The 22401-nt window shown below is 70.9% G+C and carries 22 protein-coding genes; 10 read left to right on the plus strand and 12 right to left on the minus strand.

What is annotated here, in order from left to right; translation table 11 throughout:
- The first annotated feature begins 4 nt into the window (after positions 1 to 4).
- On the plus strand, positions 5 to 877 hold the full coding sequence (locus tag OG510_RS19180; RefSeq protein ID WP_406138297.1) for a DUF2797 domain-containing protein: 873 nt from the start codon (positions 5 to 7) through the stop codon (positions 875 to 877).
- A gap of 25 nt (positions 878 to 902) precedes the next feature.
- On the opposite strand, the gene OG510_RS19185 is transcribed toward OG510_RS19180, so the two are convergent.
- On the minus strand, positions 903 to 1118 hold the full coding sequence (locus tag OG510_RS19185; RefSeq protein WP_406138299.1) for a hypothetical protein: 216 nt from the start codon (positions 1116 to 1118) through the stop codon (positions 903 to 905).
- A gap of 25 nt (positions 1119 to 1143) precedes the next feature.
- The gene (locus OG510_RS19190) at positions 1144 to 1695 is read right to left on the minus strand and encodes an NADPH-dependent FMN reductase (protein WP_406138300.1); all 552 of its coding nucleotides are present in this window, start codon (positions 1693 to 1695) and stop codon (positions 1144 to 1146) included.
- A gap of 234 nt (positions 1696 to 1929) precedes the next feature.
- Between OG510_RS19190 and OG510_RS19195 the strand changes: the two genes are divergently transcribed.
- Genes OG510_RS19195 through OG510_RS19210 form a run of 4 tightly spaced genes read left to right on the plus strand, consistent with a single transcriptional unit; the run spans position 1930 to position 7914 of the window.
- A complete protein-coding gene (locus OG510_RS19195) occupies positions 1930 to 2667 on the plus strand; it encodes a response regulator transcription factor (RefSeq protein ID WP_164266832.1) in 738 nt (245 codons plus the stop codon).
- A 3-nt stretch (positions 2668 to 2670) separates the two neighbouring features.
- Positions 2671 to 4344 (plus strand): ATP-binding protein, encoded by a 1674-nt coding sequence (locus tag OG510_RS19200; protein WP_406138301.1) that lies wholly within the window; start codon positions 2671 to 2673, stop codon positions 4342 to 4344.
- Positions 4345 to 4384: 40 nt separating this feature from the next.
- The gene (locus OG510_RS19205) at positions 4385 to 5665 is read left to right on the plus strand and encodes a glycosyltransferase (RefSeq protein ID WP_406138302.1); all 1281 of its coding nucleotides are present in this window, start codon (positions 4385 to 4387) and stop codon (positions 5663 to 5665) included.
- A complete protein-coding gene (locus OG510_RS19210) occupies positions 5662 to 7914 on the plus strand; it encodes an ArnT family glycosyltransferase (RefSeq protein WP_406138303.1) in 2253 nt (750 codons plus the stop codon). Before OG510_RS19205 ends, OG510_RS19210 begins: the two co-directional genes overlap by 4 nt.
- A gap of 142 nt (positions 7915 to 8056) precedes the next feature.
- On the opposite strand, the gene OG510_RS19215 is transcribed toward OG510_RS19210, so the two are convergent.
- Complete coding sequence (locus tag OG510_RS19215) at positions 8057 to 8887, minus strand: endonuclease/exonuclease/phosphatase family protein (RefSeq protein ID WP_406138304.1); 831 nt, start codon at positions 8885 to 8887, stop codon at positions 8057 to 8059.
- Positions 8888 to 9006: 119 nt separating this feature from the next.
- On the opposite strand from OG510_RS19215, the gene OG510_RS19220 reads away from it, so the two are divergent.
- From OG510_RS19220 to OG510_RS19230, 3 genes are read left to right on the plus strand one after another with little or no spacing between them, the layout of a single operon-like run.
- The gene (locus tag OG510_RS19220; RefSeq protein WP_406138305.1) at positions 9007 to 10512 is read left to right on the plus strand and encodes an MFS transporter; all 1506 of its coding nucleotides are present in this window, start codon (positions 9007 to 9009) and stop codon (positions 10510 to 10512) included.
- A 48-nt stretch (positions 10513 to 10560) separates the two neighbouring features.
- Positions 10561 to 11496, plus strand: coding sequence for a TetR/AcrR family transcriptional regulator C-terminal domain-containing protein (locus tag OG510_RS19225; RefSeq protein ID WP_406138306.1), 936 nt, complete (start codon positions 10561 to 10563; stop codon positions 11494 to 11496).
- Positions 11497 to 11555: 59 nt separating this feature from the next.
- Positions 11556 to 12041 carry a hypothetical protein gene (locus OG510_RS19230; RefSeq protein WP_406138307.1) on the plus strand — a complete coding sequence of 162 codons (486 nt, stop codon included), beginning with the start codon at positions 11556 to 11558 and terminating at the stop codon, positions 12039 to 12041.
- Between the two features lie 63 nt (positions 12042 to 12104).
- On the opposite strand, the gene OG510_RS19235 is transcribed toward OG510_RS19230, so the two are convergent.
- Together OG510_RS19235 and OG510_RS19240 are read right to left on the minus strand one after the other, a co-directional pair.
- On the minus strand, positions 12105 to 12575 hold the full coding sequence (locus tag OG510_RS19235; RefSeq protein ID WP_164262705.1) for a PPOX class F420-dependent oxidoreductase: 471 nt from the start codon (positions 12573 to 12575) through the stop codon (positions 12105 to 12107).
- A gap of 56 nt (positions 12576 to 12631) precedes the next feature.
- Entirely contained in the window at positions 12632 to 13462 is an 831-nt protein-coding gene (locus OG510_RS19240) for a MerR family transcriptional regulator (protein WP_406138309.1), read from the minus strand.
- A 139-nt stretch (positions 13463 to 13601) separates the two neighbouring features.
- Between OG510_RS19240 and OG510_RS19245 the strand changes: the two genes are divergently transcribed.
- Positions 13602 to 14006 carry a nuclear transport factor 2 family protein gene (locus tag OG510_RS19245; protein ID WP_406138311.1) on the plus strand — a complete coding sequence of 135 codons (405 nt, stop codon included), beginning with the start codon at positions 13602 to 13604 and terminating at the stop codon, positions 14004 to 14006.
- A 136-nt stretch (positions 14007 to 14142) separates the two neighbouring features.
- Here the strand turns inward: OG510_RS19245 and OG510_RS19250 are convergent, their stop codons facing one another.
- From OG510_RS19250 to OG510_RS19260, 3 genes are all read right to left on the minus strand, one after another.
- On the minus strand, positions 14143 to 14961 hold the full coding sequence (locus OG510_RS19250) for a YceI family protein (protein WP_406138312.1): 819 nt from the start codon (positions 14959 to 14961) through the stop codon (positions 14143 to 14145).
- A gap of 144 nt (positions 14962 to 15105) precedes the next feature.
- A complete protein-coding gene (locus OG510_RS19255) occupies positions 15106 to 17640 on the minus strand; it encodes an MFS transporter (protein ID WP_406138313.1) in 2535 nt (844 codons plus the stop codon).
- Positions 17641 to 17710: 70 nt separating this feature from the next.
- Positions 17711 to 18181: a MarR family transcriptional regulator gene (locus OG510_RS19260; RefSeq protein ID WP_164262713.1), complete on the minus strand. Its 471-nt coding sequence runs from the start codon at positions 18179 to 18181 to the stop codon at positions 17711 to 17713.
- Between the two features lie 222 nt (positions 18182 to 18403).
- Here OG510_RS19260 and OG510_RS19265 point away from each other — a divergent pair, with 222 nt between their 5' ends.
- Positions 18404 to 18625, plus strand: a complete 222-nt coding sequence (locus tag OG510_RS19265; RefSeq protein ID WP_406138315.1) for a hypothetical protein — start codon at positions 18404 to 18406, stop codon at positions 18623 to 18625.
- 68 nt (positions 18626 to 18693) lie between these two features.
- Here OG510_RS19265 and OG510_RS19270 read toward each other — a convergent pair whose 3' ends face one another.
- The 4 genes from OG510_RS19270 to OG510_RS19285 all read right to left on the minus strand — a co-directional run bounded on the left by OG510_RS19270 (position 18694) and on the right by OG510_RS19285 (position 22138).
- The gene (locus tag OG510_RS19270; RefSeq protein WP_406138316.1) at positions 18694 to 19488 is read right to left on the minus strand and encodes a hypothetical protein; all 795 of its coding nucleotides are present in this window, start codon (positions 19486 to 19488) and stop codon (positions 18694 to 18696) included.
- 114 nt (positions 19489 to 19602) lie between these two features.
- Positions 19603 to 20454: an RNA polymerase sigma factor SigF gene (locus OG510_RS19275; protein ID WP_406138318.1), complete on the minus strand. Its 852-nt coding sequence runs from the start codon at positions 20452 to 20454 to the stop codon at positions 19603 to 19605.
- Between the two features lie 211 nt (positions 20455 to 20665).
- On the minus strand, positions 20666 to 21619 hold the full coding sequence (locus tag OG510_RS19280) for an RNA polymerase sigma factor SigF (protein WP_406138320.1): 954 nt from the start codon (positions 21617 to 21619) through the stop codon (positions 20666 to 20668).
- Positions 21620 to 21844: 225 nt separating this feature from the next.
- Complete coding sequence (locus tag OG510_RS19285) at positions 21845 to 22138, minus strand: Dabb family protein (protein ID WP_164262722.1); 294 nt, start codon at positions 22136 to 22138, stop codon at positions 21845 to 21847.
- Positions 22139 to 22401 lie beyond the last annotated feature (263 nt).

The following is a 22401-nucleotide window of genomic DNA, read 5'->3' on the forward strand; positions in this document are numbered from 1 at the left end:
GACCATGTGGCGTTCCGGCGGGCTGCGGTGGGGGGACGAAGGGCCGCGGCTCGTGTGGGAGGGGCGGGGCCGGGCCAGTCCGCTTGTCTACGGGACCGAGGTCGGCTTCCGGGTCGAGGATGCGGGGGAGCGGATGTGCGTGGGGGCGCGAGGACATGCCTGCCCGCTGCGGGCACGCGTGCCGGGGCGTGGCACGCAGGCGCGGTGTGGGGAGTGCGCGCGGCTCGACCGGGCGCACTCGGTGGCGGCCGACACCATCGCCGACGATCCCCGGGTCTACCGCGTCTACCTCGCCTGGTTCGGGGCCGGGATGGTCAAGGTGGGGATCACGGCGGAGGAGCGCGGTCCTGCACGGCTGAGGGAGCAGGGGGCGGTGGCTTTCAGCTGGCTCGGACGCGGGCCGTTGATGGCGGCGCGGCGGACCGAGGAGCTGCTGCGTACGGCGCTGGGGGTGCCGGACCGGATCCCGTACGCCGACAAGCGGGCGGTGCGGTCCCGGCTGCCGGGGCGGGAGGAGCGTGCGGCCGAGGTACGTGGTGTGCACGCGCGGGCCGTCGCGCTGGCCGGGTGGCCGGATTCGCTGGAGCGGATGGTCTGCGAAGTGGCCGATCACGGAGAGGTGTTCGGACTGGCGGGGCTCGGGGACCCGGCCGGGGTGGTGAGCGAACTGGTGGCGGGCGGGGCCGTCGCCGGGCGGCTGGTGGCTGCCGCGGGGCCCGACCTGCATCTGGCCGGGGGTGATGGTGCGGTGACCGTCCTCGACACCCGGCTGATGGCCGGCTGGGGGCTGACGGGTGCGGAGCCGGGGGCTGGGGTGACCGTGCCCGTGCGGGCAGCCTTGCCGCAACCGGGGGTGGACCAGCCTGGGCTGTTCTGAGGTGGAGGGGGCGCGGGCGTTGCCCTCAGCCGCCGCCCGCCGCCCGCCGCCCGCCGCCCGCTGTCGCCGCCGTCGCTGTGATCGGCGGGCCGTTGCCCTCAGCCGCCGCCCGCAGTCGTCGGCGCCGTGATCGTCGGGCCGCCGTCGCCGTGTCCGTCGCCGTGATCGTCGGGGCCGCCGCCCGCCGCCCCGCAGTCGCCGTGCTCGTCGGGGCGCCGCCCGCAGTCGCAGTCGCCGCCATCGCCGTGATCGTCAGGACCTTGTCGTCAGGCCGTCGTCGTCGTTGGGTTCGGTGTCAGGGCCTGGAGAGCTGTCTTGAGTTGTGCCGTGAGTTCCGGATCTGCGATCTCGCCCGTGTCCCGGTCGAGCTTGGCGCTGATGGTTCCGACCGTCAGGCAGGACTCGTCCACCACTGTGCCGGTCATCATCCGCAGCGTTTCGCGCAGTTGGGCGTTGGCGTAGTCGCCGCCCGTCGGGCTGGGGGATGCGGTGATCACGCCAACCCTGCGGTCGATGAACTCGCCGCTGCTGACCAGCCAGTCCAGGGCGTTCTTCAGGACGCCGGGCACACCGTGCGCGTACTCGGGGCTCACGACGAGTACCGCGTCCGCCTCCGCGACGGACTTCCGCAGGGCCGCCACCGGGGCGGGCGCCACGGCACCCTCGCCGTCCAGGTCCGGGTTGAAGTGGGGCAGCCCGCCGATGTCGGCGGTCGTGACGGCCGTGCCGTCGGCCTCGGTCAGCGTCCGGGCCGCACGCAGCAGGGAACCATTCGTGGAACGGGCACGCAGGCTGCCCGAAAGCGTGAGGATCCGCATGGGGCGACCGTACTCCGACCGGTCGGCCGACACCGACCGTGCTTTCGACCGACCGTGCTCCCGATCGACCGACCGACCCACCGGCCGGCCATCCCCATGCCCGGGCACATGCCCGGGCACATGCCCGGTCGGCCGATGAGAGCAGGCGCGTGCCTCCCAGCCGTGCCCGTGTTTCTCAGGAATTTCACAGGTTGGGGAAAGGGGTCTCTCAGAGGTCGCTCGGAAGGTGGTCCCATGACTACGACCTCGCCCCAGGGGCGTACCGAAATGTGTAGGCCCGACGGCAGCGCGGTGCGTGTGCTCGTCGTGGATGACGAGGCCGCCCTCGCGGAGCTGCTCTCGATGGCGCTGCGTTATGAGGGCTGGCAGGTGCGCAGCGCCGGTGACGGGGCCGGAGCCGTGCGGACAGCACGGGAGTTCCGGCCCGATGCCGTGGTGCTCGATGTGATGCTCCCCGACATGGACGGCATCGCCGTGCTCGGCCGGATGCGCCGCGAGCTGCCGGATGTGCCGGTCCTCTTCCTGACCGCCAAGGATGCCGTGGAGGACCGGATCGCGGGTCTGACCGCGGGCGGCGACGACTATGTGACCAAGCCGTTCAGCCTGGAGGAGGTCGTGGCCAGACTGCGCGGGCTGATCCGGCGGTCCGGCACGGGCGCGCAGCGCAGTGAGTCGCTGCTCGCCGTCGGGGACCTGACCCTCGACGAGGACAGCCACGACGTGACCAGGGGCGGGACCAATATCCATCTGACCGCGACCGAGTTCGAGCTGCTGCGCTTCCTGATGCGCAATCCGCGCCGGGTGCTCTCCAAGGCGCAGATCCTCGACCGGGTGTGGTCGTACGACTTCGGCGGCCAGGCCAACGTCGTCGAGCTGTACATCTCGTATCTGCGGCGCAAGATCGACGCGGGGCGTACGCCGATGATCCACACCCGGCGCGGCGCCGGATATCTGATCAAGCCCGGGGAGTAGCCGGTGTCGGCGCGTCGGCGCTGGTCGCTGCGGACACGGCTCGTCGTATCGGCCGTGGCGCTGATCGCCGTGGTGGTGGCCGTGATCGGTTCGGTCACCACGATCGTCATGCACTCCAATCTGGAGCAGCAGCTCGACAAGCAGCTGACGGCGGCGGCCCAGCGTCCCGACCACGATCCGATGGGCGGCGACCGTTCCATCGTCCAGCAGCCCGGGCTGCCGATAGGGGCCGTCGGCGGGCGGACCGTCGTCGGCAGCGACGATCTGGTCGACGGGGTGAAGAGCGTCGCCACGCCCGGCGCGCGGCCCGACAGTTCGCCGCTCGGCGCCGACCAGCTCGACGCGCTGAAGTCGGTGCCCAGGGACGGCGATCCGCACACCGTCTCCCTCCCGGGCCTCGGGGACTTCCGGGCGACCTACTCCCACAGCGGCACCTTCGTGCTCGGCTTTCCGCTGGACGGTGTCCAGTCCACCGTCACGACCCTGATCGTGGTCGAGGTCTGTGTCACGGCGGCCGGGCTGCTCGCGGCCGCCCTCACCGGGACCGCGCTGGTCGGGATAGCGCTGCGCCCGCTCAGACGGGTCGCGGCGACCGCGACCCGGGTCTCCGAACTCCCGCTGCACAGCGGTGAGGTGGCCCCGCTGGAGCGGGTGCCGGGCGCCGAGGCCGATCCGCGGACGGAGGTCGGCCAGGTCGGTGCGGCGCTCAACCGGATGCTGGGCCATGTGGGTTCGGCGCTGGCGGCCCGGCAGGAGAGCGAGACGCGGGTACGGCAGTTCGTCGCCGACGCCAGCCATGAGCTGCGGACCCCGCTGGCCTCCATCCGCGGCTATGCCGAGCTGACCCGGCGGGGCCACGAGGAGACCGGCCCCGACACCCGGCACGCTCTGGGGCGTATCGAGTCGGAGGCCGGGCGGATGACCGGTCTGGTGGAGGATCTGCTGCTGCTCGCCCGCCTGGACGCCGGACGCCCGCCCGCGCACGGCGCCGGCACCGATCCCCTCTCCCCGCCCGCGTACGGCGGCGCTGACCAGCCCACACCCGCGTACGGCGGCGCCGATCGGCCCCCGCCCGCGTACGGCGGCACCGGTCGTTCCCCGCTCGCGTACGAGAACACCGATCTCTCGCCGCTCGTGGTCGACGCGGTGAGCGATGCGCGGGCCGCGGGCCAGGACCACATCTGGCGGCTCGAACTCCCCGACGAACCGGCCCTGGTGCCCGCCGACGGGGCCCGTATCCAGCAGGTCCTGGTCAATCTGCTGGCCAACGCCCGTACGCACACCCCGCCCGGCACCACGGTCACCGCGCGGATACGCCGCGACGGTGGCTGGGTGGTGGTGGATGTGGTGGACGACGGCCCGGGCATTCCGGCCGAGTTGCTCCCGTACGTCTTCGAGCGGTTCGCCCGCGGGGACGCCTCGCGTTCCCGGCACGCCGGCTCGACCGGGCTCGGTCTCGCGATCGTGCAGGCGGTCGTGGTGGCGCACGGCGGGACGGTGGACGTACGGAGTGTGCCGGGGCGCACGGAGTTCGCGGTCCGGCTGCCCGCGGCCCCCGTGGCGGCCCCCGGCCCGACGACCCACAGCGCTGTCACTCAAAGCGCTGTTACTCACGGCGCCGGCTCTCACGGCGCCGGCTCTCACGGCGCCGGTACTCACAGCACTGTCACAGGCTGACCACACAGGGGTGACAGCGCGGCCGGCGAGTGTCGTCGGTATGCGAACCGACACTTCTCCGGGCACCCTGCCGACACGGGAACACCTTCCCGTGACCGCGGCCGGCGCCCCCGTGCTCGTTGCCCCCGTGCTCGATGTGGTGATCCCCGTGTTCAACGAGGAGAAGGACCTCGAACCGTGTGTGCTGCGGCTCCGCGACCATCTCGCCGGTACGTTCCCGTACAGCTTCCGGATCACGATCGCCGACAACGCGAGCACCGACCGGACACCCGAGGTGGCGGCGGAGCTGGAGGCGAAGCTGGACGAGGTACGGGCCGTCCGGCTGGACCAGAAGGGACGCGGGCGGGCGCTGCGCAGTGTGTGGTCCACGTCCGACTCCCCCGTACTCGCCTATATGGACGTCGATCTGTCCACCGGCCTCAACGCGCTGCTGCCCCTGGTGGCTCCGCTGATCTCCGGGCACTCCGACCTCGCCATCGGCTCGCGTCTCGCGCGCAGTTCGCGGGTGGTGCGCGGACCCAAGCGCGAGTTCATCTCGCGTGCGTACAACCTGATCCTGCGCTCGTCGCTGTCCGCCCGCTTCAGCGACGCCCAGTGCGGGTTCAAGGCCATCCGCAGGGATGTCGCGCAGCGGCTGCTGCCGATGGTCGAGGACACGGGGTGGTTCTTCGACACGGAGATGCTGGTGGTCGCCGAGCGGGCCGGGCTGCGGATCCATGAGGTGCCGGTCGACTGGGTCGACGACCCGGAGTCGACCGTGCACATCGTGCGGACGGCCGTCGACGACCTCAAGGGCGTCTGGCGGGTGGGGCGCGCGCTGGGGGTCGGCGCGCTCCCGCTCGACCGTCTCGCACGCCCCTTCGGGGACGATCCGCGCGACCGTGAACTCTCCGGTGTGCCCGGGGGGCTGGCCCGCCAGCTGGTCGGCTTCTGCGTCGTCGGCGCGGTCTCGACCCTGCTCTATCTGCTGCTGTACTCCCTGTTCCGTACGGGGGTGAGCCCGCAGCTCGCCAACGCGGGCGCCCTGCTGGTCTCGGCGCTGATCAACACGGCGGCGAACCGGAGACTCACCTTCGGGGTGAGCGGGCGCGACAGCGCGGTGCGCCACCAGGCGCAGGGGCTGGTCGTGTTCGCGATCGGCCTCGCCCTCACCAGCGGGTCACTCGCCGCACTCGGCGCGGCGTCCGACGACCCCTCGCACGGCACCGAGCTCGCGGTGCTGATCGCGGCCAACCTCGCAGCGACGGTGCTGCGTTTCCTGCTCTTCCGCGCCTGGGTGTTCCCCGAGCGGCGCACCGACGATCCGAGGACTGCACGATGACCACCCTCTCCACCGATCCGATCCAGGCGGCCGGCGCACCGCCGTTCCGCGGCCCGCGCCTCGCCCGGCTGTGGCGCGGCCGTGCCGACGACCCGCGCTGGGTGCGGCCCGCGTTCCTCGCGGTGCTGCTGCTCACCCTCGTGTCGTATCTCTGGGACCTCAGCGCCTCCGGATACGCCAACTCCTTCTACTCGGCGGCGGCCCAGGCCGGCGGGGAGAGCTGGAAGGCCCTCTTCTTCGGCTCGCTCGACTCGGCGAACGCCATCACGGTCGACAAACCCCCGGCCGCCCTCTGGCCGATGGCGCTGTCGGTGCGGATCTTCGGGCTGAGCTCCTGGGCGATCCTCGTGCCGCAGGTGCTGATGGGTGTCGGGACGGTCGCGGTGCTGTACGCGGCGGTACGGCGCCGGTTCAGCGCGGCGGCGGGGCTGATCGCGGCCGTGGTGCTGGCGACGACTCCGGTCGCGGCGCTGATGTTCCGCTTCAACAACCCGGACGCGCTGCTGGCGCTGCTGATGACGGTCACCGTCTACCTCGTGCTGCGCGCGCTGGAGGACGGGCGTACGAAGTGGCTGGTGTGGGCGGGTGTGGCGATCGGTTTCGCCTTCCTGGCCAAGACCCTCCAGGCGTTCCTGATCCTGCCGCCGCTGGCTGTGGTGTACGCGGTGTTCGCGCCGGTGCCGGTACGCAGGCGGCTGGGCCAGATCGGTCTCTCCGCGGCGGCGATGGTCGTGGCGGGCGGCTGGTGGACGGCGATCGTCGAGCTGTGGCCCGCGTCCTCGCGCCCGTACATCGGCGGCTCGCAGAACAACTCGTTCCTCGAGCTGACCTTCGGCTACAACGGGCTCGGCCGGATCAGCGGCGACGAGACCGGCAGTGTCGGCGGGGGCGGTGGCGGTGGTGACGGCCGCGGTGGCGGTGGCGGCGGTATGGGCGGCTGGGGTGAGACCGGTCTCGACCGGATGTTCAACTCCGAGATCGGCAGCCAGATTTCGTGGCTGCTGCCCGCCGCGCTGATCCTGCTGGTCGCCGGGGTCGTCCTCACCTGGCGGCTGAAGCGCACGGAGACCGCGCGCGGGGCGTTCCTGGTGTGGGGCAGCGCTCTGCTGATGACTCTGTTGATCTTCAGTTTCATGGCCGGGATCTTCCACCAGTACTACACGGTGGCGCTGGCCCCGTACATCGCCGCTCTCGTCGGGATGGGCGTCACGGTCCTGTGGGAGGAGCGCGGCAGGTTCGGGTGGTCGGCGGTGCTGGGTGCCGTGGTCGCGGCCACCTCGGTCTGGGCGTATGTGCTGCTCGGGCGGACGCCGGACTATCTGCCGTGGCTGCGCTGGGCGGTGCTGGTCGTGGGGCTCGTGGCGGCGATCGGCCTGGTGGTGGCCGGGCGGCTGAACCGGCGGCTGGCGCTGGGCGCCGCGGGGGTGGGGCTGGTGGCTTCGCTGGCCGCGCCGTTCGCGTACACGGTGTCCACGCTGAGCACCGGCCACAGCGGGTCGATCGTGACGGCGGGCCCGGCGGGCGCGAGCCGGATGGGCGGCATGGGCGGCGGCCCCGGCGGCGGTGGCCGCGGCGGCCCGGGGATGGGACAGGCGCCCACCGGGCAGGGCAACGCGAAGGGCGGCGGGGCCGGGACCGCCGCGAACGGGCAGGCTCCGGGCAACGCTCCTGGCGGTCAGGCCCCGGGGAACGCCCCCGGCGGTCAGGCGGGCATGCCGCCGACCGGGCAGGGCCGGCAAGGCCAGGGTCAGCAAGGTCAGGGCCAGGGCCAGTCCGGCAAGGGCGGGACGCAGAACGGCCGTTGGCCGGGCGGCGGCCGGATGGCCGAGGGCGGCTTCGGCGGCGGTGGCATGGGCGGTCTGCTCGACGGCCAGAAGGTCAGCGCCAAGGTCAAGGCGAAGATCAGTGCCGACGCCGACGACTACACCTGGATGGCCGCGGCCATCGGCTCGCAGAACGCCGCGAGTTACCAGCTCGCGACCGAGAAGCCGGTCATGGCGATCGGCGGCTTCAACGGCAGCGATCCCTCGCCCACGCTCGCGCAGTTCAAGAAGGACGTGACGGACGGGAAGATCCACTACTTCGTCTCGGGCGGCGGGATGGGCGGCGGCCCCGGTGGCTCCGGCAGCGGTTCCGCCTCGAAGATCACGTCCTGGGTCGAGGGACGGTTCGTGAAGGTGACGGTGGGGTCGGTGACCCTGTACGACCTGACGCAGGTGAAGGCCGGCACGAGCGCCTCCGGCGGCTGACCTGCGGGGAGGACGAAAGGGGCGGGCCGGGGAGCATCTCTCCCCGGCCCGCCCCTCTTCCCGCGTTCGGCCGACCCGGCCTTCCCGCCGCTCGCCGCTCGCCGCTTGCCGCTCGCCCTCGCCTCTCGTCCGCGGCCCACGCCTACCGCCGCAACGACACGTCCGCCACGATCGGCCGGTGGTCGGAAGCGAGCGTGTCGGGTACGTCGGCGCCGCGCACCGCCACCCCGCGTGAAACCGCCACATAGTCGATCCGCTGCACCGGATTCAGCGCCGGGAACGTCGGCTTGCCCGGCTCCACATCCGTCAGCTCCCGCCACAGCGGCGCCAGCTCGGGGGCGTCCGGGGTCGCGTTGAAGTCGCCCAGGAGGATCTTGCGGCCCCGGTCCCGCCCCATGATGCGGCGGGTCTCGGCGACCTGGCTCACCCGTACGGAGGGGTCGGCGCGGTAGTCCAGATGCGTCACGTACACGTGCAGCGGCACGCCCTTCACCCGCAGTTCGACCTCACCGAAGCCGGGGGCGGGCGCCGGGGCCGGGTTCGGGTCCTGGGTGGAGAGGCGGGTGATCTTGTGGTTCGTGGCCTTCAGGATGTGGTACTTGGAGAGCACCGCCACGCCGAATTCCCGCCCGTCGACGCTGTATATCGGGGCGAAGAACACCTGCATCCCGAGCCGTTTCGCCAGCTCGCCCGCCACATCCCGCCACTCGCTGCGCGCGGCCCAGTGGACATCGACCTCCTCCAGGCCGATCACGTCCGCGTGCAGCGCGCGCAGGGCCTTCTCCTGGCGGTCGAGATCGAAGACGTTGTCCATCCCGGCGCCCGCGTGGATGTTGTACGAGGCGACCCGCAGCGGTACGTCGCGGCCACGGGCGGGAGCGGGGGCATGTGCCGCCTGCGCCGGGGGCACGGCCAGCGCCGCCAGGACGCCGGAGACCAGCAGCACTTCAGCAACACGACCAGTCAGCTTCATCGGACGTAGTTACCCGCAAGCAGCTCGACGCAAAACGAATTTACACCGTAGAAGGATGTCCTTTACGGTGTAGAACTCCACCCGCCCCGCCCCACCCAGCCCAGGAAACAGGAGTCGGCATGACGGCCACCGCCGCCGAGCACGACAGCGTCACCACCCCGCACCCCCAGCGCTGGGTGATCCTCGGAGTGATCTGCCTCGCCGAGCTGACCGTGCTGCTCGACAACACCGTCCTCAATGTCGCGATCCCCTCCCTCACCCGTGACCTGCACGCGTCCACCGCCGACATCCAGTGGATGATCAACGCGTACTCGCTGGTGCAGTCGGGTCTGCTGCTCACCGCGGGCAGTTCGGCGGACCGCTACGGCCGTAAGAAGATGCTGATCGCCGGTCTCGCGCTCTTCGGGGCCGGATCGCTCGTCGCCGGGCTCGCCCAGTCCACCGCGCAGCTGATCGCCGCCCGCGCGGGCATGGGGGTCGGCGGCGCCCTGCTGATGACGACCACGCTCGCCGTCGTCGTCCAGATCTTCGACGACACCGAGCGCGTCAGGGCCATCGGCCTCTGGTCCACGGTCAATTCACTCGGCTTCGCCGTCGGACCGCTCATCGGCGGTGTGCTGCTCGACCACTTCTGGTGGGGTGCGATCTTCCTGATCAACATCCCGGTGGCGGTCGTCGCGCTCTTCGCCGTGGTCACCCTCGTACCGGAGTCCAAGAACCCGTCAGGAGACCGCCCCGACCTGCTCGGCGCGCTGCTCTCCACCGTCGGGATGACCGCGGTCGTGTACGCGATCATCTCCGGCCCGGACCACGGCTGGGCCTCCACCCATGTCGCCGTCTCGGCGGGCGTGGGCCTCGTCTTCCTGGCCGTCTTCGTCGCCTGGGAACTGCACATCCCGTTCCCCATGCTGGACATGCACTTCTTCCGTAACCAGCGCTTCGTCGGCGCCGTCGCCGGGGCGATCCTCGTCGCCTTCGGCATGGGCGGCTCGCTCTTCCTGCTCACCCAGCACCTGCAGTTCGTCCTCGGGTACGGGCCGTTGGCCGCCGGGCTGCGGACCGCACCCATGGCGCTGACCATCGTGGCGCTGAACCTCACCGGGCTCTCGGCCAGGCTGCTGCCCCGGCTCGGCACGCCCGCCACCATCGCCACCGGGATGGCCGCGCTCGCGGCCGGGCTCGCGGCCATCGCGCTGCTCGGCGGGGACAGCTACCCCGGGATGCTGCTGGGGCTTGTGATCATGGGGGCGGGTATCGCGTTCGCCATGCCCGCGATGGCCAACGCGATCATGAGCGCGATCCCGCCGGAGAAGGCCGGGGTCGGCGCGGGCGTCAACGGCACGCTGGCCGAATTCGGCAACGGCCTGGGGGTCGCCGTGCTCGGTGCCGTACTCAACTCCCGCTTCGCGGGCCTCCTGCCCGCCGCCCTGGGCGCCGCCTCACTGCCGGCGGCTCTCGCGGCCGCCGACGGGCCGGGCGAGCGCGGCCGGGTGGCGGACGCATTCGCCTCGGGTCTGCAGACCAGCCAACTGGTGGGCGCGGCAGCGGTACTTGCGGGCGGGCTGCTCGCCGCGGTGCTGCTCCGGCGGGCCGAGCGGGCAGATGTACGGGTGGCGGCGGCCTAACATCGACATCGGTACCGGTGGATCCACACGTTCCGGAGGAGGCGCGCCATGGTGACTGCGGCCGACCGTGCGAAGGGTCCCGCGCGGGCCAGTGTCTGGCTGGGCGGAAAGGTGACACGCACCCGCAGAACGGACCAGCCGGCCGGGCTCGACCTGGACAAGATCACCGCGGCGACGGTCCGGCTGCTGGACTCCGAGGGCCTCGCGAAGTTCTCCATGCGCCGCCTCGCCGCCGAACTGGGCGTTACCGCGATGTCGGTCTACTGGTACGTGGACACCAAGGACGACCTCCTGGAACTGGCGCTGGACGCGGTGATGGGCGAACTCGCCCTGCCCGGCACGGATGAGGACGGCGGGGACCAGGACCGGAGCGGGGACCGGGACCAGGGCCGGAGCGTGGACCGGGACCAGGACCGGAGCGGGGACCGGGACCAGGGCCAGAGCGTGGACCGGGACCAGGACCGGAGCGGTGGCCAGGGCGCGGGCGACTGGCGGGTTCAGCTGCGCCGGCTCGCGGCCGGATACCGGAGCATCCTGGTCCGCCATCCCTGGGTCTCCCCGCTGGTCGGCGTGTTCCTCAACATCGGGCCGCACGCGGTGAAGTTCGCGGCGGCGTCCCAGGACGTGATGCGCCACGCGGACCTCCCGCTGCGCGGCCAGACCGGGGGCCTCGCCGCGGTCTTCCAGTTCGTGTACGGGTTCGGCACCGTCGAGGGTCACTTCAGGGACCGCTGCGCACGGGCCGGGATGACCCAGGACGAGTACCACCGGCACGCCATGGGCGGGATGAGCGAACAGCCCTCGCTGCGCCGGACGTTCGAACAGGCCCAGGACGTGATGGCGGCACGCGGCGGCGACACGGTCGAGGAGATGCGCGAGCGCGATTTCGACTTCGCTCTCGACCTGCTGATCGCGGGCATCGAGGCCAAACGCGAGGCAGGGGAAGGGCCGGAGCGGGGTTCCGCGGCGGCCGACGGCCACTGAGGGGACAATCCCTGTCAGGTGCTGCCGTCAAGAACGGTGGCCTGAGGGGGAGTTGTCCTATGCAGAGCACACAGGGCGGGCCCGCGCCCGTCATAGCCGTGGCGGTCGTCGGCCTGGTGATATTCCGGCAGCTGCGCACCCGCCCGGTAAGGCGCTACGGCTCGCTGATCGGCCCGGCCGTCCTCGGTGTCCTGGGCGTCGCGGGGATCGCCTTCGGTATCGCCACGGTCCTCCAGGACCACCGGCTGACCGTGCTGCCCATGGCCCTGCTGGTGGTGAGCCTGGCGGTCGCGGCGGGCCTGGGGGCGGTCAGGTCACGGACCGTACGGCTGTGGCACGGCGCCCAGGGAGAGGTACTGCGCAAGGGAACGGCGGCCACCACCGGACTCTGGCTGGCCTCGGTGGCCGTGCACATCGGTCTGGGGCTGTGGATCGACCACGCGGCCGGAGCGGGGGTGCTGGGCACCGCGTCGCTGTACGCGTACCTGGCGATCGGGCTGGGGACACAGAACATACTGCTGCGCGGGCGGGCCGCCACACTGTGACCCGGCGCGTGCCGGAGGCCGCCCACCTCGCAGGGGCGGCCGCCCGACTCGCGGTGCCGGCGCCTACCCGTCCTCGGCCAGCCGTGCCGGGAAGCCGCCGGTCGCGATCGGGCTCCACCGCTCCGGCGTGATCCGGATGATCGACTTGCCCTGCTTGATCATCGCCGCGCGGTACTCGTCCCAGTCAGGGTGCTCCCCGGAGATGTTGCGGAAGTACTCCACCAGCGGCTCCACCGAGTCCGGGGAGTCGATGACCTCGCCCGCTCCGTCGATCTGGACCCAGGGGCCGTTCCACTCGTCCGACAGCACGATGACGCTCACCCGCGCGTCCCGCCGGACATTGCGGGTCTTGGCGCGCTCGGGGTAGGTCGACAGGACGATCCGCCCCGAGTCGTCCACCCCACAGGTCAGCGGGGAGCCCTGCGGGCGGCCGTCGGAGCGGGTGGTGAGCAGGATCGCCCGGTGCCTGGGGCGTACGAAGTCGAGCAGGCCGGGCAGTTCCACAGGGGTGTTGGTCGCGATGTTGGGTGCCATGGCTGCACGATACGACTCCCGTACGGACCGGGAGGGCCGTCGCCCCCGGTGTCGGATCAGTCCTCGGCGCGGGTGCGGAAGACCGGCCAGCAGACCTCGGTCCGCCACCGCGTGCTGTCCTGGGTCTGCCGCGCGCCGACCAGGTAGTACTCCCGGATCGGGCCGTCCACGGCGAGCGCATGCCGGGACACGTAGGCGGCCAGCGCTCCGTAGGCCCGGTCCACATCGGACGGCGGGCCGCAGTGTTCGAGCACGGCGAGTTCCACCGGTGGCACGAGCAGCGGCTCGACCCGGCCGACCGGCCGGACCTCGCCGTCACAGGGCACGAAGACGGTGGCCTGCCCCCGGTGCAGGGTGAACAGTTCGTCCGCGTACACACCGCCGGCCGGGCCGGTCTCCCGCAGGCCCTGGCCGGCCACGGTCGCGAACAGCTCACCGAGGGCGCCCTGGAGCCAGGCCCCGATGTCCTGGGCCTCGACCGTCGCGGTCACAGCGGCGGCCCCGACCGCGCCGACGCCGCGCAGCTCGATGCCGGGCGGGGCGTCGGACGCGGGCGGCGTCAGCAGGTCCCGCAGCGAGGCGACGGCGCGACGGGTGCGGCCCAGCTCCTCCTCCAGCCGGTTCAGGTGCGCGCTGATGTGCCGGTTGCGGTCCGCCACGTCCGATGCGGTCAGCACGGTCCTGACCTCATCGAGAGGCATCCCCAGATCCCGGAAGCGGCGCACCACTTGAGCCGTGGGGATCTGCTCGGCCACGTAACGCCGGTACCCGCTCCGCGGATCGACCGCGGCCGGTTCGAGCAGCCCGATCTCGTGGTAGTGGCGCAGGGTCTTGACGGTCATGTGGGTGGCGCGCGAGAAATCGCCGATCGACAGGTAGCTCGTCACCCTGCGATTGTGCGCCCTCCCCCAGGGGGAGAGTCCGGCGGCGACGTCCCCCTTGACCCTCCCCCGACGGCCGTCCGGAGGCTGCTGTGCACGGCCGGATCCCGGCCGGAAACCGACCGAGCAGGGGAGTTGACCGAGCATGCCGCAGACCGTCACCAGGGACGTCGACCGGATCGTGGAGCGTTACGTCGCCGTCTGGAGCGAGCCGGATGCCGCCGCCCGCGAGCGCACCGTCGGGGAGCTGTGGGCCCCGGACGGCGTCGAGTTCGTCGAGGGCACCCAGTTCCGCGGTCACGCCGGGCTGGTGGACCGGGTCGCCGAGGCGTACGGGCTGTTCGTCGCCTCCGGCGCGTACCACCTCACGGACGACAACCATGTGACCGTGCACGACGACGTGGTCGTGTTCACCGTCCGGCTGACCTGTGCCAAGGGCCCGCAGACCGGCGAAGTGGCCTGGGTCGCCCGGGTGTTCCTCGTGCTGGACGACGACGGCCGGATCCTGCAGGACTACCAGCTGACCGTCCAGCCGCTGCCCGAGGCGTAGGGCCCACGGAGCGGCAGCACAGGGAGCACAACGCCCGGCCCCGGCGGCACACGGAAAGCGTGTGCCGCCGGGGCCGGGCGGAGTTCCGCGCAGAAGTCGCGCGGGCCGGTGCGGGTGCCGGTGCCGGTGCGGCCCGTTACGCGACGGGCAGCGAGTCGCCCTGCACGGCCTGGATGTCCAGCTCGACCTTGAGCGTGGTCCCGATGGCCGAGATACCCGCCTGGACGACCTGGTTGTAGTTCATCCTGAAGTCCTCGCGGCGCAGTTCGGCCGTCGCGTGGAAGGCCGCGCGCACGCCGCCCCACGGGTCGGGGCCCGTACCCAGGTAGCTCAGGTTCAGGTCGACCTCGCGGGCCACGCCGTGCAGCGCCAGCTCGCCGTGGACCGTCCAGCGGTCCGGGCCCGCGGGGGTGATCCCGGTGCTGCTGTACGTGATCTGCGGGTAGGTCTCGACGTCCAGGAAGTCCGCGGACTTCAGATGGCCGTCGCGCATCCCGTTGCCCGTGTCGATCGAGGCGGTCGCGATGACGGCCTCCACGCGCGACTTCTCGACGTCCTCGGCGATCTCGATACGCCCCACGAACTCGGTGAACCGGCCGTGCACGCTGGAGATGCCCAGGTGCTGGGCGACCGCGCCCACCGACGAGTGCGCCGGGTCCAGCGTCCAGGTGCCGGGCGGCGGGAGTTCCACACCGCCCTGCCTGGCCAGGACGACCGTGCCGACGTCGGCACGCCCGCTCGCCGTGACGAACGCCGTGGACGCGGCGGGCGCGTAACCGACGGCCGTCACGATCACGGTGTGCGGACCGGGGGCGAGGGTCGCGTCGTCGCTCACCGTGCCGTCCTCGCCCACCTGCGCCCGCAGTACCTGCGCGCCGGTCATGTCGGTCACGGTCACCACGGCGTGCTGGACCGCCCAGCCGTCGCGCGTCCGTACCTGTGCGCGAAGTCCCATTCCCGTTCTCTCTCCTTCAAAAAAGTGGGCCCCGGGCGGTGGTGGCGGGCCGTCCCCTGCCCACCACCACCGCGTCCGGGGCTTGAAGGGGCCCGGCCTGACCTGGCCCCTTCGCGCCCCGCATCCGCTGGGGCAGCCTGGTGACTACTCGCCCGGGTGGGCCAGTTCGATGTCGTGTCCGTCGATGCCGCTTCCCGCGACGGTCAACGAGCCCGCCACCGGCGGGTAACCCGTCGCGATGACCGTGTAATCGCCGGAGTTGAGGTCGGCGAATCCGTAGGCGCCGTCGGACCCGGTGGTCGCCGTGGACACCACATTGCCCGCGGCGTCCACGAGGGTCACCCGGGCGTCGGGCAGCGGGCGCCGGTCGGCTCCACCGCGTACGACACCCTGGACCAGCGAACCGGACTCCAGCGCGACCTCGATACGGGTCACACCCTGGCCGCCGACCTCCACCGGCAGGGCCATCGGCCGGAAGCCGGTCGCGTTCACCGCGACGGTCACCGAGCCGGGAATCATCTCGCTGAAGGTGAAGTCGCCCTGCGCACCGGACTTACCGGTGGCCAGCACGTCGCCCCGCACATCGGTGACGACGACCATCGCGCCCTCGACGGCCTTGACGCCGTCGGCGGACCTCACGACACCGGCGAGACCGCTCGTGCCGGAGAGGAGGATGTCGTACGACAGGGCCTCGTCCCCGACGGACACGGTGGACGCCTGCGGCTGGAAGCCGTCGGCCGACGCGATCAGGACGTACGAGCCGGAGGCCGGCGCGTCCACGGCGTAACCGCCGTCGCCCTGCGCCATCGCGCGGCCCAGCTGGCGCCCGGCCAGCGAGATCAGCGTGACGGCCGCCTGGCCGACCGGTGCGCCCTCGGCGCCCCTGACGACACCGTGGATCGTGATACCTGGGGTGGGAACGGACTGCATCGGCATCGTCTCCTCAGTGGTCGGGACACTCTCGTAAGAAGTGGCGGGGGCCGGCCGGGTGCCGGCCGGAACGGCGTTTGTACTGACAGTCTCCGCCATCGGTGCCGGGACGGCGTCGGCGGGTGCTTCCTCCTCGGGCGCACCCACGGCGCGGGTCCGCAGCGGGACCTCCTTGATGAACAGCGTCACCAGGAAGGCGAGCAGCGCACACGCGGCCGCGTACAGGAAGACGTTGGCGACGCCGTGGCCGTACGCGCTCTCCATGATGGAGCGCAGCGGCTGCGGGAGGGCACCGATGTCGGGAACCGATCCGTCGCTCATGCCCTTTCCGGCCAGTGCCGCGCCCTTCGGGCCGAGGTCGTGGAGACCGTCGGTGACGAAGTGGGTGACCCGGTTGGCGAGCACCGCGCCCAGCGCCGATACGCCGACAGCGCCACCGAGGGAGCGGAAGAACGACACGGTGGAGGAGGCCGAGCCGAGGTCCTTCTGGGATACCTGGTTCTGCGTGCAGAGCACCAGGTTCTGCATCATCATGCCGATGCCGAGACCCATCAGGGCCATGAAGATCGCCACGTGCCAGTACGTGGTGTCGTACCGGATGGTGGACAGCAGGCCGAGCCCGGCGGTCACCAGCACACCACCGCTGACCAGCCAGACCTTCCACTTGCCCGTCCGGGTGATGAACTGCCCCGAGAGGGTCGACGAGATGAACAGACCACCGATCATCGGGATCGTCATCACACCGGACATCGTCGGCGACTTGCCGCGCGCCAGCTGGAAGTACTGGCTGAAGAAGACGGTGCCGGAGAACATCGCGACACCGACGAACAGCGAGCCGATCGAGGCGAGCGTGATCGTCGGGTTGCGGAAGAGCCGCAGCGGGATGATCGGCTCGCTCGCCTTCGACTCGACGAGCACGAAGAGCAGTCCGAGGACGATCGAGCCGCCGACCATGGCGCCCGTCTGCCAGGACATCCAGTCGTACTTGTCACCGGCGAAGGTGATCCAGACCATCAGCAGGGACACGGCGGCGGCGATGAAGAACGCGCCGCCCCAGTCGACCTTGACCTCACGCTTGATGACCGGGAGCTTCAGGGTCTTCTGCAGCACGATCAGCGCGATGATCGCGAAGGGCACACCGACGTAGAAGCACCAGCGCCAGCCGAGCCAGCTGGTGTCCGTGATGACACCGCCGAGCAGCGGTCCCGCGACGGTCGCGACGGCGAAGGTGGCGCCGAGGTAACCGCTGTACCGGCCCCGCTCACGGGGGGAGATCATCGCGGCCATGACGATCTGCGCGAGGGCGGAGAGACCGCCGACGCCGATGCCCTGGACGACCCGGAAGATGATCAGCGTCGACGAGTTCTGCGACAGACCTGCGGCGGCCGAGCCCAGGACGTAGATGATCAGGGCTATCTGGACGAGCAGCTTCTTGCTGAACAGGTCGGAGAGCTTGCCCCAGAGCGGGGTGGTCGCCGTCATCGCGAGCAGCGACGCGGTGACGACCCAGGTGTACGAGGACTGGCTGCCGTGCAGATCGGAGACGATCTTCGGCAGCGCGTTGGTGACGATCGTCGACGACAGGATCGCGACGAACATACCGAGCAGCAGGCCCGACAGGGCCTCCATGATCTGCCGGTGGGTCATCGGCGCACCGCTGCCGGGGGCGGGTTGTCCCCCGTGGGGTGCGGGATTCCCCCCGTGCTTGGCGTGGCCGCCCCGCACACCGGCTGGTGTGGTCGTAGCCATGGGTTTCCTCAGTCTCTACTTACGCGGGTGATACGCGGGTCCGTGCGTATCCACGCGGGTCTATGCGGGTCTATGCGGATGTACGGGTCTGCTCGTGCTGTCCGGCCCAGGCCCGGCAGTCGCCGAAGCTGGCGCGCAGGCGTTCCAGGAGCACATTGAGCTGCCCGACTTCGTCGTCGGACCAGTCGCTGAGCGTGCGAGCGAGAGATTCGATGTGTCGCTCGGCGAGTACGCCGAGCAGGTCGTTGCCTGCGGGGGTGAGCCGCAGGATGCGGGAGCGCTTGTCGGCGGGGTCCGGGGACCGCTCGATCCAGCCGCGCTCCGCGACGTGTGCCACATGCCGGCTGGTGACCGACATGTCCACGGCGAGCAATTCGGCAAGCCTGCTCATCCGCATCTCGCCGTGCTGGCCCAGCAGGGACAGCACGGCTGCCGATCCGGCGGGGCACTCGGGCGGGAGTATGCGGGAGAGGCCCCGCTTGACGGCGCCGATGGCACTCAGCTGCCTGGCCAGTTCTTCGTACTGACTCTGCGCTGCCACGGCACCTCCCTGTGGGCTGTCTGTGAGCACTCTATGTTGTTGCTTCAGGCAACTTTAAAGCCGTTGGTTGCTGCAGGCAAATTAAATGAGGCCGGGAAAGGTAAAGGGAAGTCAAAATATCCGCATGGGTGGGGTCAACGAGGTGACGGAAGGGTGTTCGAAAGGTGTTGCCCGTCGGCCGGGGGTTGGGCGGAACCGCAGGGTTCGCTAGGGTCCTGCCTCATGGCACACAACCCCCAAGCGCCCCAAGGCCCCGAGGGCAACTACGACCCCGCGGGCAGCACCCAGATGTTCCGCGCCTTTGTCGACGAGGGCGCACCGCAGGGCGCCACTCCGCCCGCGGCCGCTCCGCAGCAGCAGTCGGGCCCGCGGATCGGCCTGATCGCCGGGGTCATCGTCGTGATCGTGGTGCTGGCGGCCGTCGCCTTCCTCGCGCTGGGCTGACGCTCCCGGCAGTCGTTCCCACTCCTCTTCCGCTGACCTGGGCGGGCCGGACTCCGGCCCGCCCAGGGTCATTTCCAGCTGACGGAGATCTTCCGGGTCTCGATGTGCATCCCCAGCGGCACCCGCCAGTCGTCCACGCACACGGTGTACGTCTTGGACGTGGCCGCACCGGCGGCGATCGGCGCGGGCAGCGGCTGTTTCGAGGTGCGGGTCGCCCAGTCCACCCCGAGCCCGCCGATGATGTGCGTGGAGAAGGTCACCGTGCCCGAAGCGACCGGTGAACCGCCGGTGTTGCTGAAGCGCACGGTCACCTTCTCGCACCAGCGCTTGTCCGCCGCGGCCCGGTCGGGGGCGCCGGCCTTGAGCACGGCGGGGCCTGCCGAAGGGGAGGGCGAGGTGCCGCCGGATCCGCCGGGCGAGGGTGAAGTGCTCCCCCCGGCGCCGGACTTGGGCGGGGCTGATGTGCCGCTGCCGCTGCTGCCGCCCGGGGCCGCCGTCCCGGCCGGTCCGCCCGGTGTACGCGAGGTGCCCGGGCTTCCCGCGCCGCCCGTACTCGGCTGCTGGTGACCGGAGTTCGCCCCACCGGGCGCCGAGGAGCCCTGTGTGCCCTCTCCGGAGGCGGAATCACCGGCTCCGGGTGCCGTCGGCCCACCGCCGTGCCCGGCGGCCGCTCCCGGCCCGTCCAGGGGCGTCAGGGTGACCTTCCCGGACGGCGGTACGGGTGTGGTGAGCGCCCGGCCGGCACCCGCGGCGCCGACGGCGGCATAGCCGTGGTGTGCGGTGCCGCCCGCGCAAGCGGCCACCAGGCCGCCCAGGCAGAGGGCCGTTGCGGTGGCGGCGATGGCCGCGTGCTGGCGTCGCATCGCGCCAGTGTGTCTGACGGGTCGTCAATTAGGAACCCGGCGGGCACAGAAGAACCGGAGGAGCCCGGCGGTGACCGAACCCCTCCGCGCGGAGGCGGCGGGAACGCGTCCCGGCTACTCCCCGATCAGCCCCTCCCGCAGCTGCGCCAGCGTCCGCGTCAGCAGCCGTGACACATGCATCTGGGAGATACCGACCTCCTCGCCGATCTGCGACTGCGTCATGTTCGCGAAGAACCGCAGCATGATGATCTGCCGTTCCCGCGGGGGCAGTTTGGCCAGCAGCGGCTTGAGGGACTCCCGGTACTCGACGCCCTCCAGCGCGGTGTCGTCGTAGCCGAGACGGTCCGCCAGGGACCCCTCACCGCCGTCGTCCTCGGGCGAGGGCGAGTCGAGCGAGGACGCGGTGTACGCGTTGCCCACCGCGAGCCCGTCGACCACGTCCTCCTCCGAAACGCCCAGCGCCAGGGCGAGTTCGGGGACAGTCGGTGAGCGGTCGAGCTTCTGGGCCAGATCGTCACTGGCCTTGGTCAGCGCGAGCCGCAGCTCCTGGAGGCGGCGCGGGACCCGCACCGACCACGAGGTGTCGCGGAAGAAGCGCTTGATCTCGCCGACGATGGTCGGCATGGCGAACGTCGGGAATTCGACGCCCCGTTCGCAGTCGAACCGGTCGATCGCCTTGATCAGGCCGATGGTGCCGACCTGGACGATGTCCTCCATCGGTTCGTTCCTGCTGCGGAACCTGGCCGCCGCGTAACGCACCAGCGGCAGGTTCAGCTCGATCAGTGTGTCCCGCACGTAGGTGCGCTCCGGGCTGTCCGGTTCCTGGGAGGCCAGGACGGCGAGCCGCAGGAAGAGGGAGCGGGACAGAGTGCGGGTGTCGATGGCGCCAGAGCTCGGCAATTCGGAGCTGAGTGTCTCCGGTGCGTCTTTCGTGAGCACCTTCGAGCTGCCCTGTTCTGCGGACATGCCACCCCCTTGAGGTCGCGGACGGTCGCGGCGGACGCTCCCGTCGGAGGAACGCAGCCTCCACCTGAATACCGGAGGGTGGACTGCGGCAAACGCGGTTCCAGCAGAATGTCACATGTCGGCAACGCGCTGTAGCGCCAAGTCGACAAATGTGCGCTGGAAAGAGGGGGTGTGGGGCATTTCTGCTTTAGGTCCGGGTCACCCGTACCGGTTACGCCTCGATCCGGTTTGCGGATCGCAGCCGGGCGAAGCTCCGGGCCAGCAGTCTTGATACGTGCATCTGGGAGACGCCCAGTTCCTGGCTGATCTGCGACTGCGTCAGATTGCTGTAGTAGCGCAGCATCAGGATCCGCTGCTCGCGCTCGGGCAGCTGGACGAGCAGATGCCGGACCAGGTCGCGGTGCTCGACCCCGGCCAGCGCAGGGTCCTCGTAACCGAGCCGGTCGAGCAGCCCGGGCAGCCCGTCGCCCTCCTGGGCGGCCTCCAGGGACTGCGCGTGGTACGAGCGGCCCGCCTCGATGCAGGACAGCACGTCCTCCTCGCTGATGCGCAGCCGTTCGGCGATCTCCGCCGTCGTGGGGGACCGGCCGTGCATCGTCGTGAGGTCCTCGGTGGCACCGGTGACCTGGACCCAGAGCTCGTGCAGCCGCCGGGGGACGTGGACGGTCCGTACGTTGTCGCGGAAGTACCGCTTGATCTCGCCGACGACGGTCGGCATCGCGAAGGTCGGGAACTGCACGCCGCGTTCCGGATCGAACCGGTCGATGGCATTGATCAGGCCGATGGTGCCGACCTGGACGACGTCCTCCATCGGCTCGTTGCGGCTGCGGAACCGGGCGGCGGCGTACCGGACCAGCGGCAGATTGGCCTCGATGAGTGCCGAACGCACCCTGGTGTGCTCGGCGCTGCCCGGCTCGACCCCTTTGAGCTGCGCGAACAGCACCTGGGTCAGCGCCCTGGTGTCGGCCCCCCGGGTCTTGGCCGGCGCGGGGGTCTCCTCGACCGTGGCCTGGCTGTCGGGGGTCGAAATCTGGCCGTTCGGTGTCTGGCTGTCCGGTGTCTGACCGTTCGGTGTCTGGCTGTTCTGCGTCCGGGAGGCCGGTGTCTGGCTGTTCTGGGGCAGGGCGGTCTGGGGCGGTACTTCAGGCGCAGTACTGGCCGGCACGGTCACGCCACCCCTTTTTGGTCGACTTTTTGGTCAACTCATCGGTCAAAAGCGGTCATAGCATCACAAGACATGTGCACTGTGTGCAAGCACCGCTTGGCTCCGTGTTGACGGTAAAAAGGTGGCCAAACCCACCCGAACCGCAGAAAAGCCCCCCATCGAAACGATGGAGGGCCGTACCCCAGAAGGGCTCAAACGGTGCTCAGGGGTGAATCGGGGATTGGCTCAGAAGGGGTAGTCGGCGATCACCCAGGTGGCGAATTCGCTCCACTGCCCGACGGCCGCCTGGTGGGCCGGGTGCTCCAGGTACCGCTTCAGGGCGTCGGTGTCCTGGACGGCCGAGTTGATGGCGAAGTCGTACGCGATGGGCCGGTCGGTGATGTTCCAGGCGCACTCCCAGAACTCCGTCTCCGGGATCAGTCCGCCGAGTTCCTCGAACGCCTTGGCGCCGGCCACGACCCGGGGCTCGTCACGTGAGACGCCCTCGTTGAGCTTGAAGAGGACCAGGTGGCGGATCAAGGGGACTCCTTGCGGAACAGAACGGAACGGACGTACGGGCTCAGCTCACCAGTTCGGTCATGAACTGACCGACACTCTTCGCGGCGTTGGAGATTCCTTCGAACCCTACCTGGACGAGGTCGGCCGACCTGGCCGGTGACGTGATGATCGTGTACAGCACAAAAACGACTGCTATGTACAGAATGATCTTCTTCACTGGCACCGTTCGGCCCTGCTTCCCCTGGGGTCCCTGAGCAGTCGCGAGAGTCTAACCGGACGGGGCG

This window comes from Streptomyces sp. NBC_01089, assembly GCF_045162975.1.
In the GTDB taxonomy this organism is placed as follows: domain Bacteria; phylum Actinomycetota; class Actinomycetes; order Streptomycetales; family Streptomycetaceae; genus Streptomyces.

What these genes read in the sequence shown, in the direction of transcription:
- OG510_RS19185 (WP_406138299.1), bottom strand. Translation starts at nt 1,118, where the DNA reads ATGGCGGCGACTGCGACTGCGGGCGGCGCCCCGACGAGCACGGCGACT.
- OG510_RS19255 (WP_406138313.1), bottom strand. Translation starts at nt 17,640, where the DNA reads ATGGCTACGACCACACCAGCCGGTGTGCGGGGCGGCCACGCCAAGCAC.
- OG510_RS19230 (WP_406138307.1), top strand. Translation starts at nt 11,556, where the DNA reads ATGCAGAGCACACAGGGCGGGCCCGCGCCCGTCATAGCCGTGGCGGTC.
- OG510_RS19210 (WP_406138303.1), top strand. Translation starts at nt 5,662, where the DNA reads ATGACCACCCTCTCCACCGATCCGATCCAGGCGGCCGGCGCACCGCCG.
- OG510_RS19205 (WP_406138302.1), top strand. Translation starts at nt 4,385, where the DNA reads ATGCGAACCGACACTTCTCCGGGCACCCTGCCGACACGGGAACACCTT.
- OG510_RS19275 (WP_406138318.1), bottom strand. Translation starts at nt 20,454, where the DNA reads ATGTCCGCAGAACAGGGCAGCTCGAAGGTGCTCACGAAAGACGCACCG.
- OG510_RS19180 (WP_406138297.1), top strand. Translation starts at nt 5, where the DNA reads ATGTGGCGTTCCGGCGGGCTGCGGTGGGGGGACGAAGGGCCGCGGCTC.
- OG510_RS19250 (WP_406138312.1), bottom strand. Translation starts at nt 14,961, where the DNA reads ATGGGACTTCGCGCACAGGTACGGACGCGCGACGGCTGGGCGGTCCAG.
- OG510_RS19245 (WP_406138311.1), top strand. Translation starts at nt 13,602, where the DNA reads ATGCCGCAGACCGTCACCAGGGACGTCGACCGGATCGTGGAGCGTTAC.
- OG510_RS19235 (WP_164262705.1), bottom strand. Translation starts at nt 12,575, where the DNA reads ATGGCACCCAACATCGCGACCAACACCCCTGTGGAACTGCCCGGCCTG.
- OG510_RS19270 (WP_406138316.1), bottom strand. Translation starts at nt 19,488, where the DNA reads ATGCGACGCCAGCACGCGGCCATCGCCGCCACCGCAACGGCCCTCTGC.
- OG510_RS19225 (WP_406138306.1), top strand. Translation starts at nt 10,561, where the DNA reads ATGGTGACTGCGGCCGACCGTGCGAAGGGTCCCGCGCGGGCCAGTGTC.
- OG510_RS19265 (WP_406138315.1), top strand. Translation starts at nt 18,404, where the DNA reads ATGGCACACAACCCCCAAGCGCCCCAAGGCCCCGAGGGCAACTACGAC.
- OG510_RS19190 (WP_406138300.1), bottom strand. Translation starts at nt 1,695, where the DNA reads ATGCGGATCCTCACGCTTTCGGGCAGCCTGCGTGCCCGTTCCACGAAT.
- OG510_RS19195 (WP_164266832.1), top strand. Translation starts at nt 1,930, where the DNA reads ATGACTACGACCTCGCCCCAGGGGCGTACCGAAATGTGTAGGCCCGAC.
- OG510_RS19220 (WP_406138305.1), top strand. Translation starts at nt 9,007, where the DNA reads ATGACGGCCACCGCCGCCGAGCACGACAGCGTCACCACCCCGCACCCC.
- OG510_RS19215 (WP_406138304.1), bottom strand. Translation starts at nt 8,887, where the DNA reads ATGAAGCTGACTGGTCGTGTTGCTGAAGTGCTGCTGGTCTCCGGCGTC.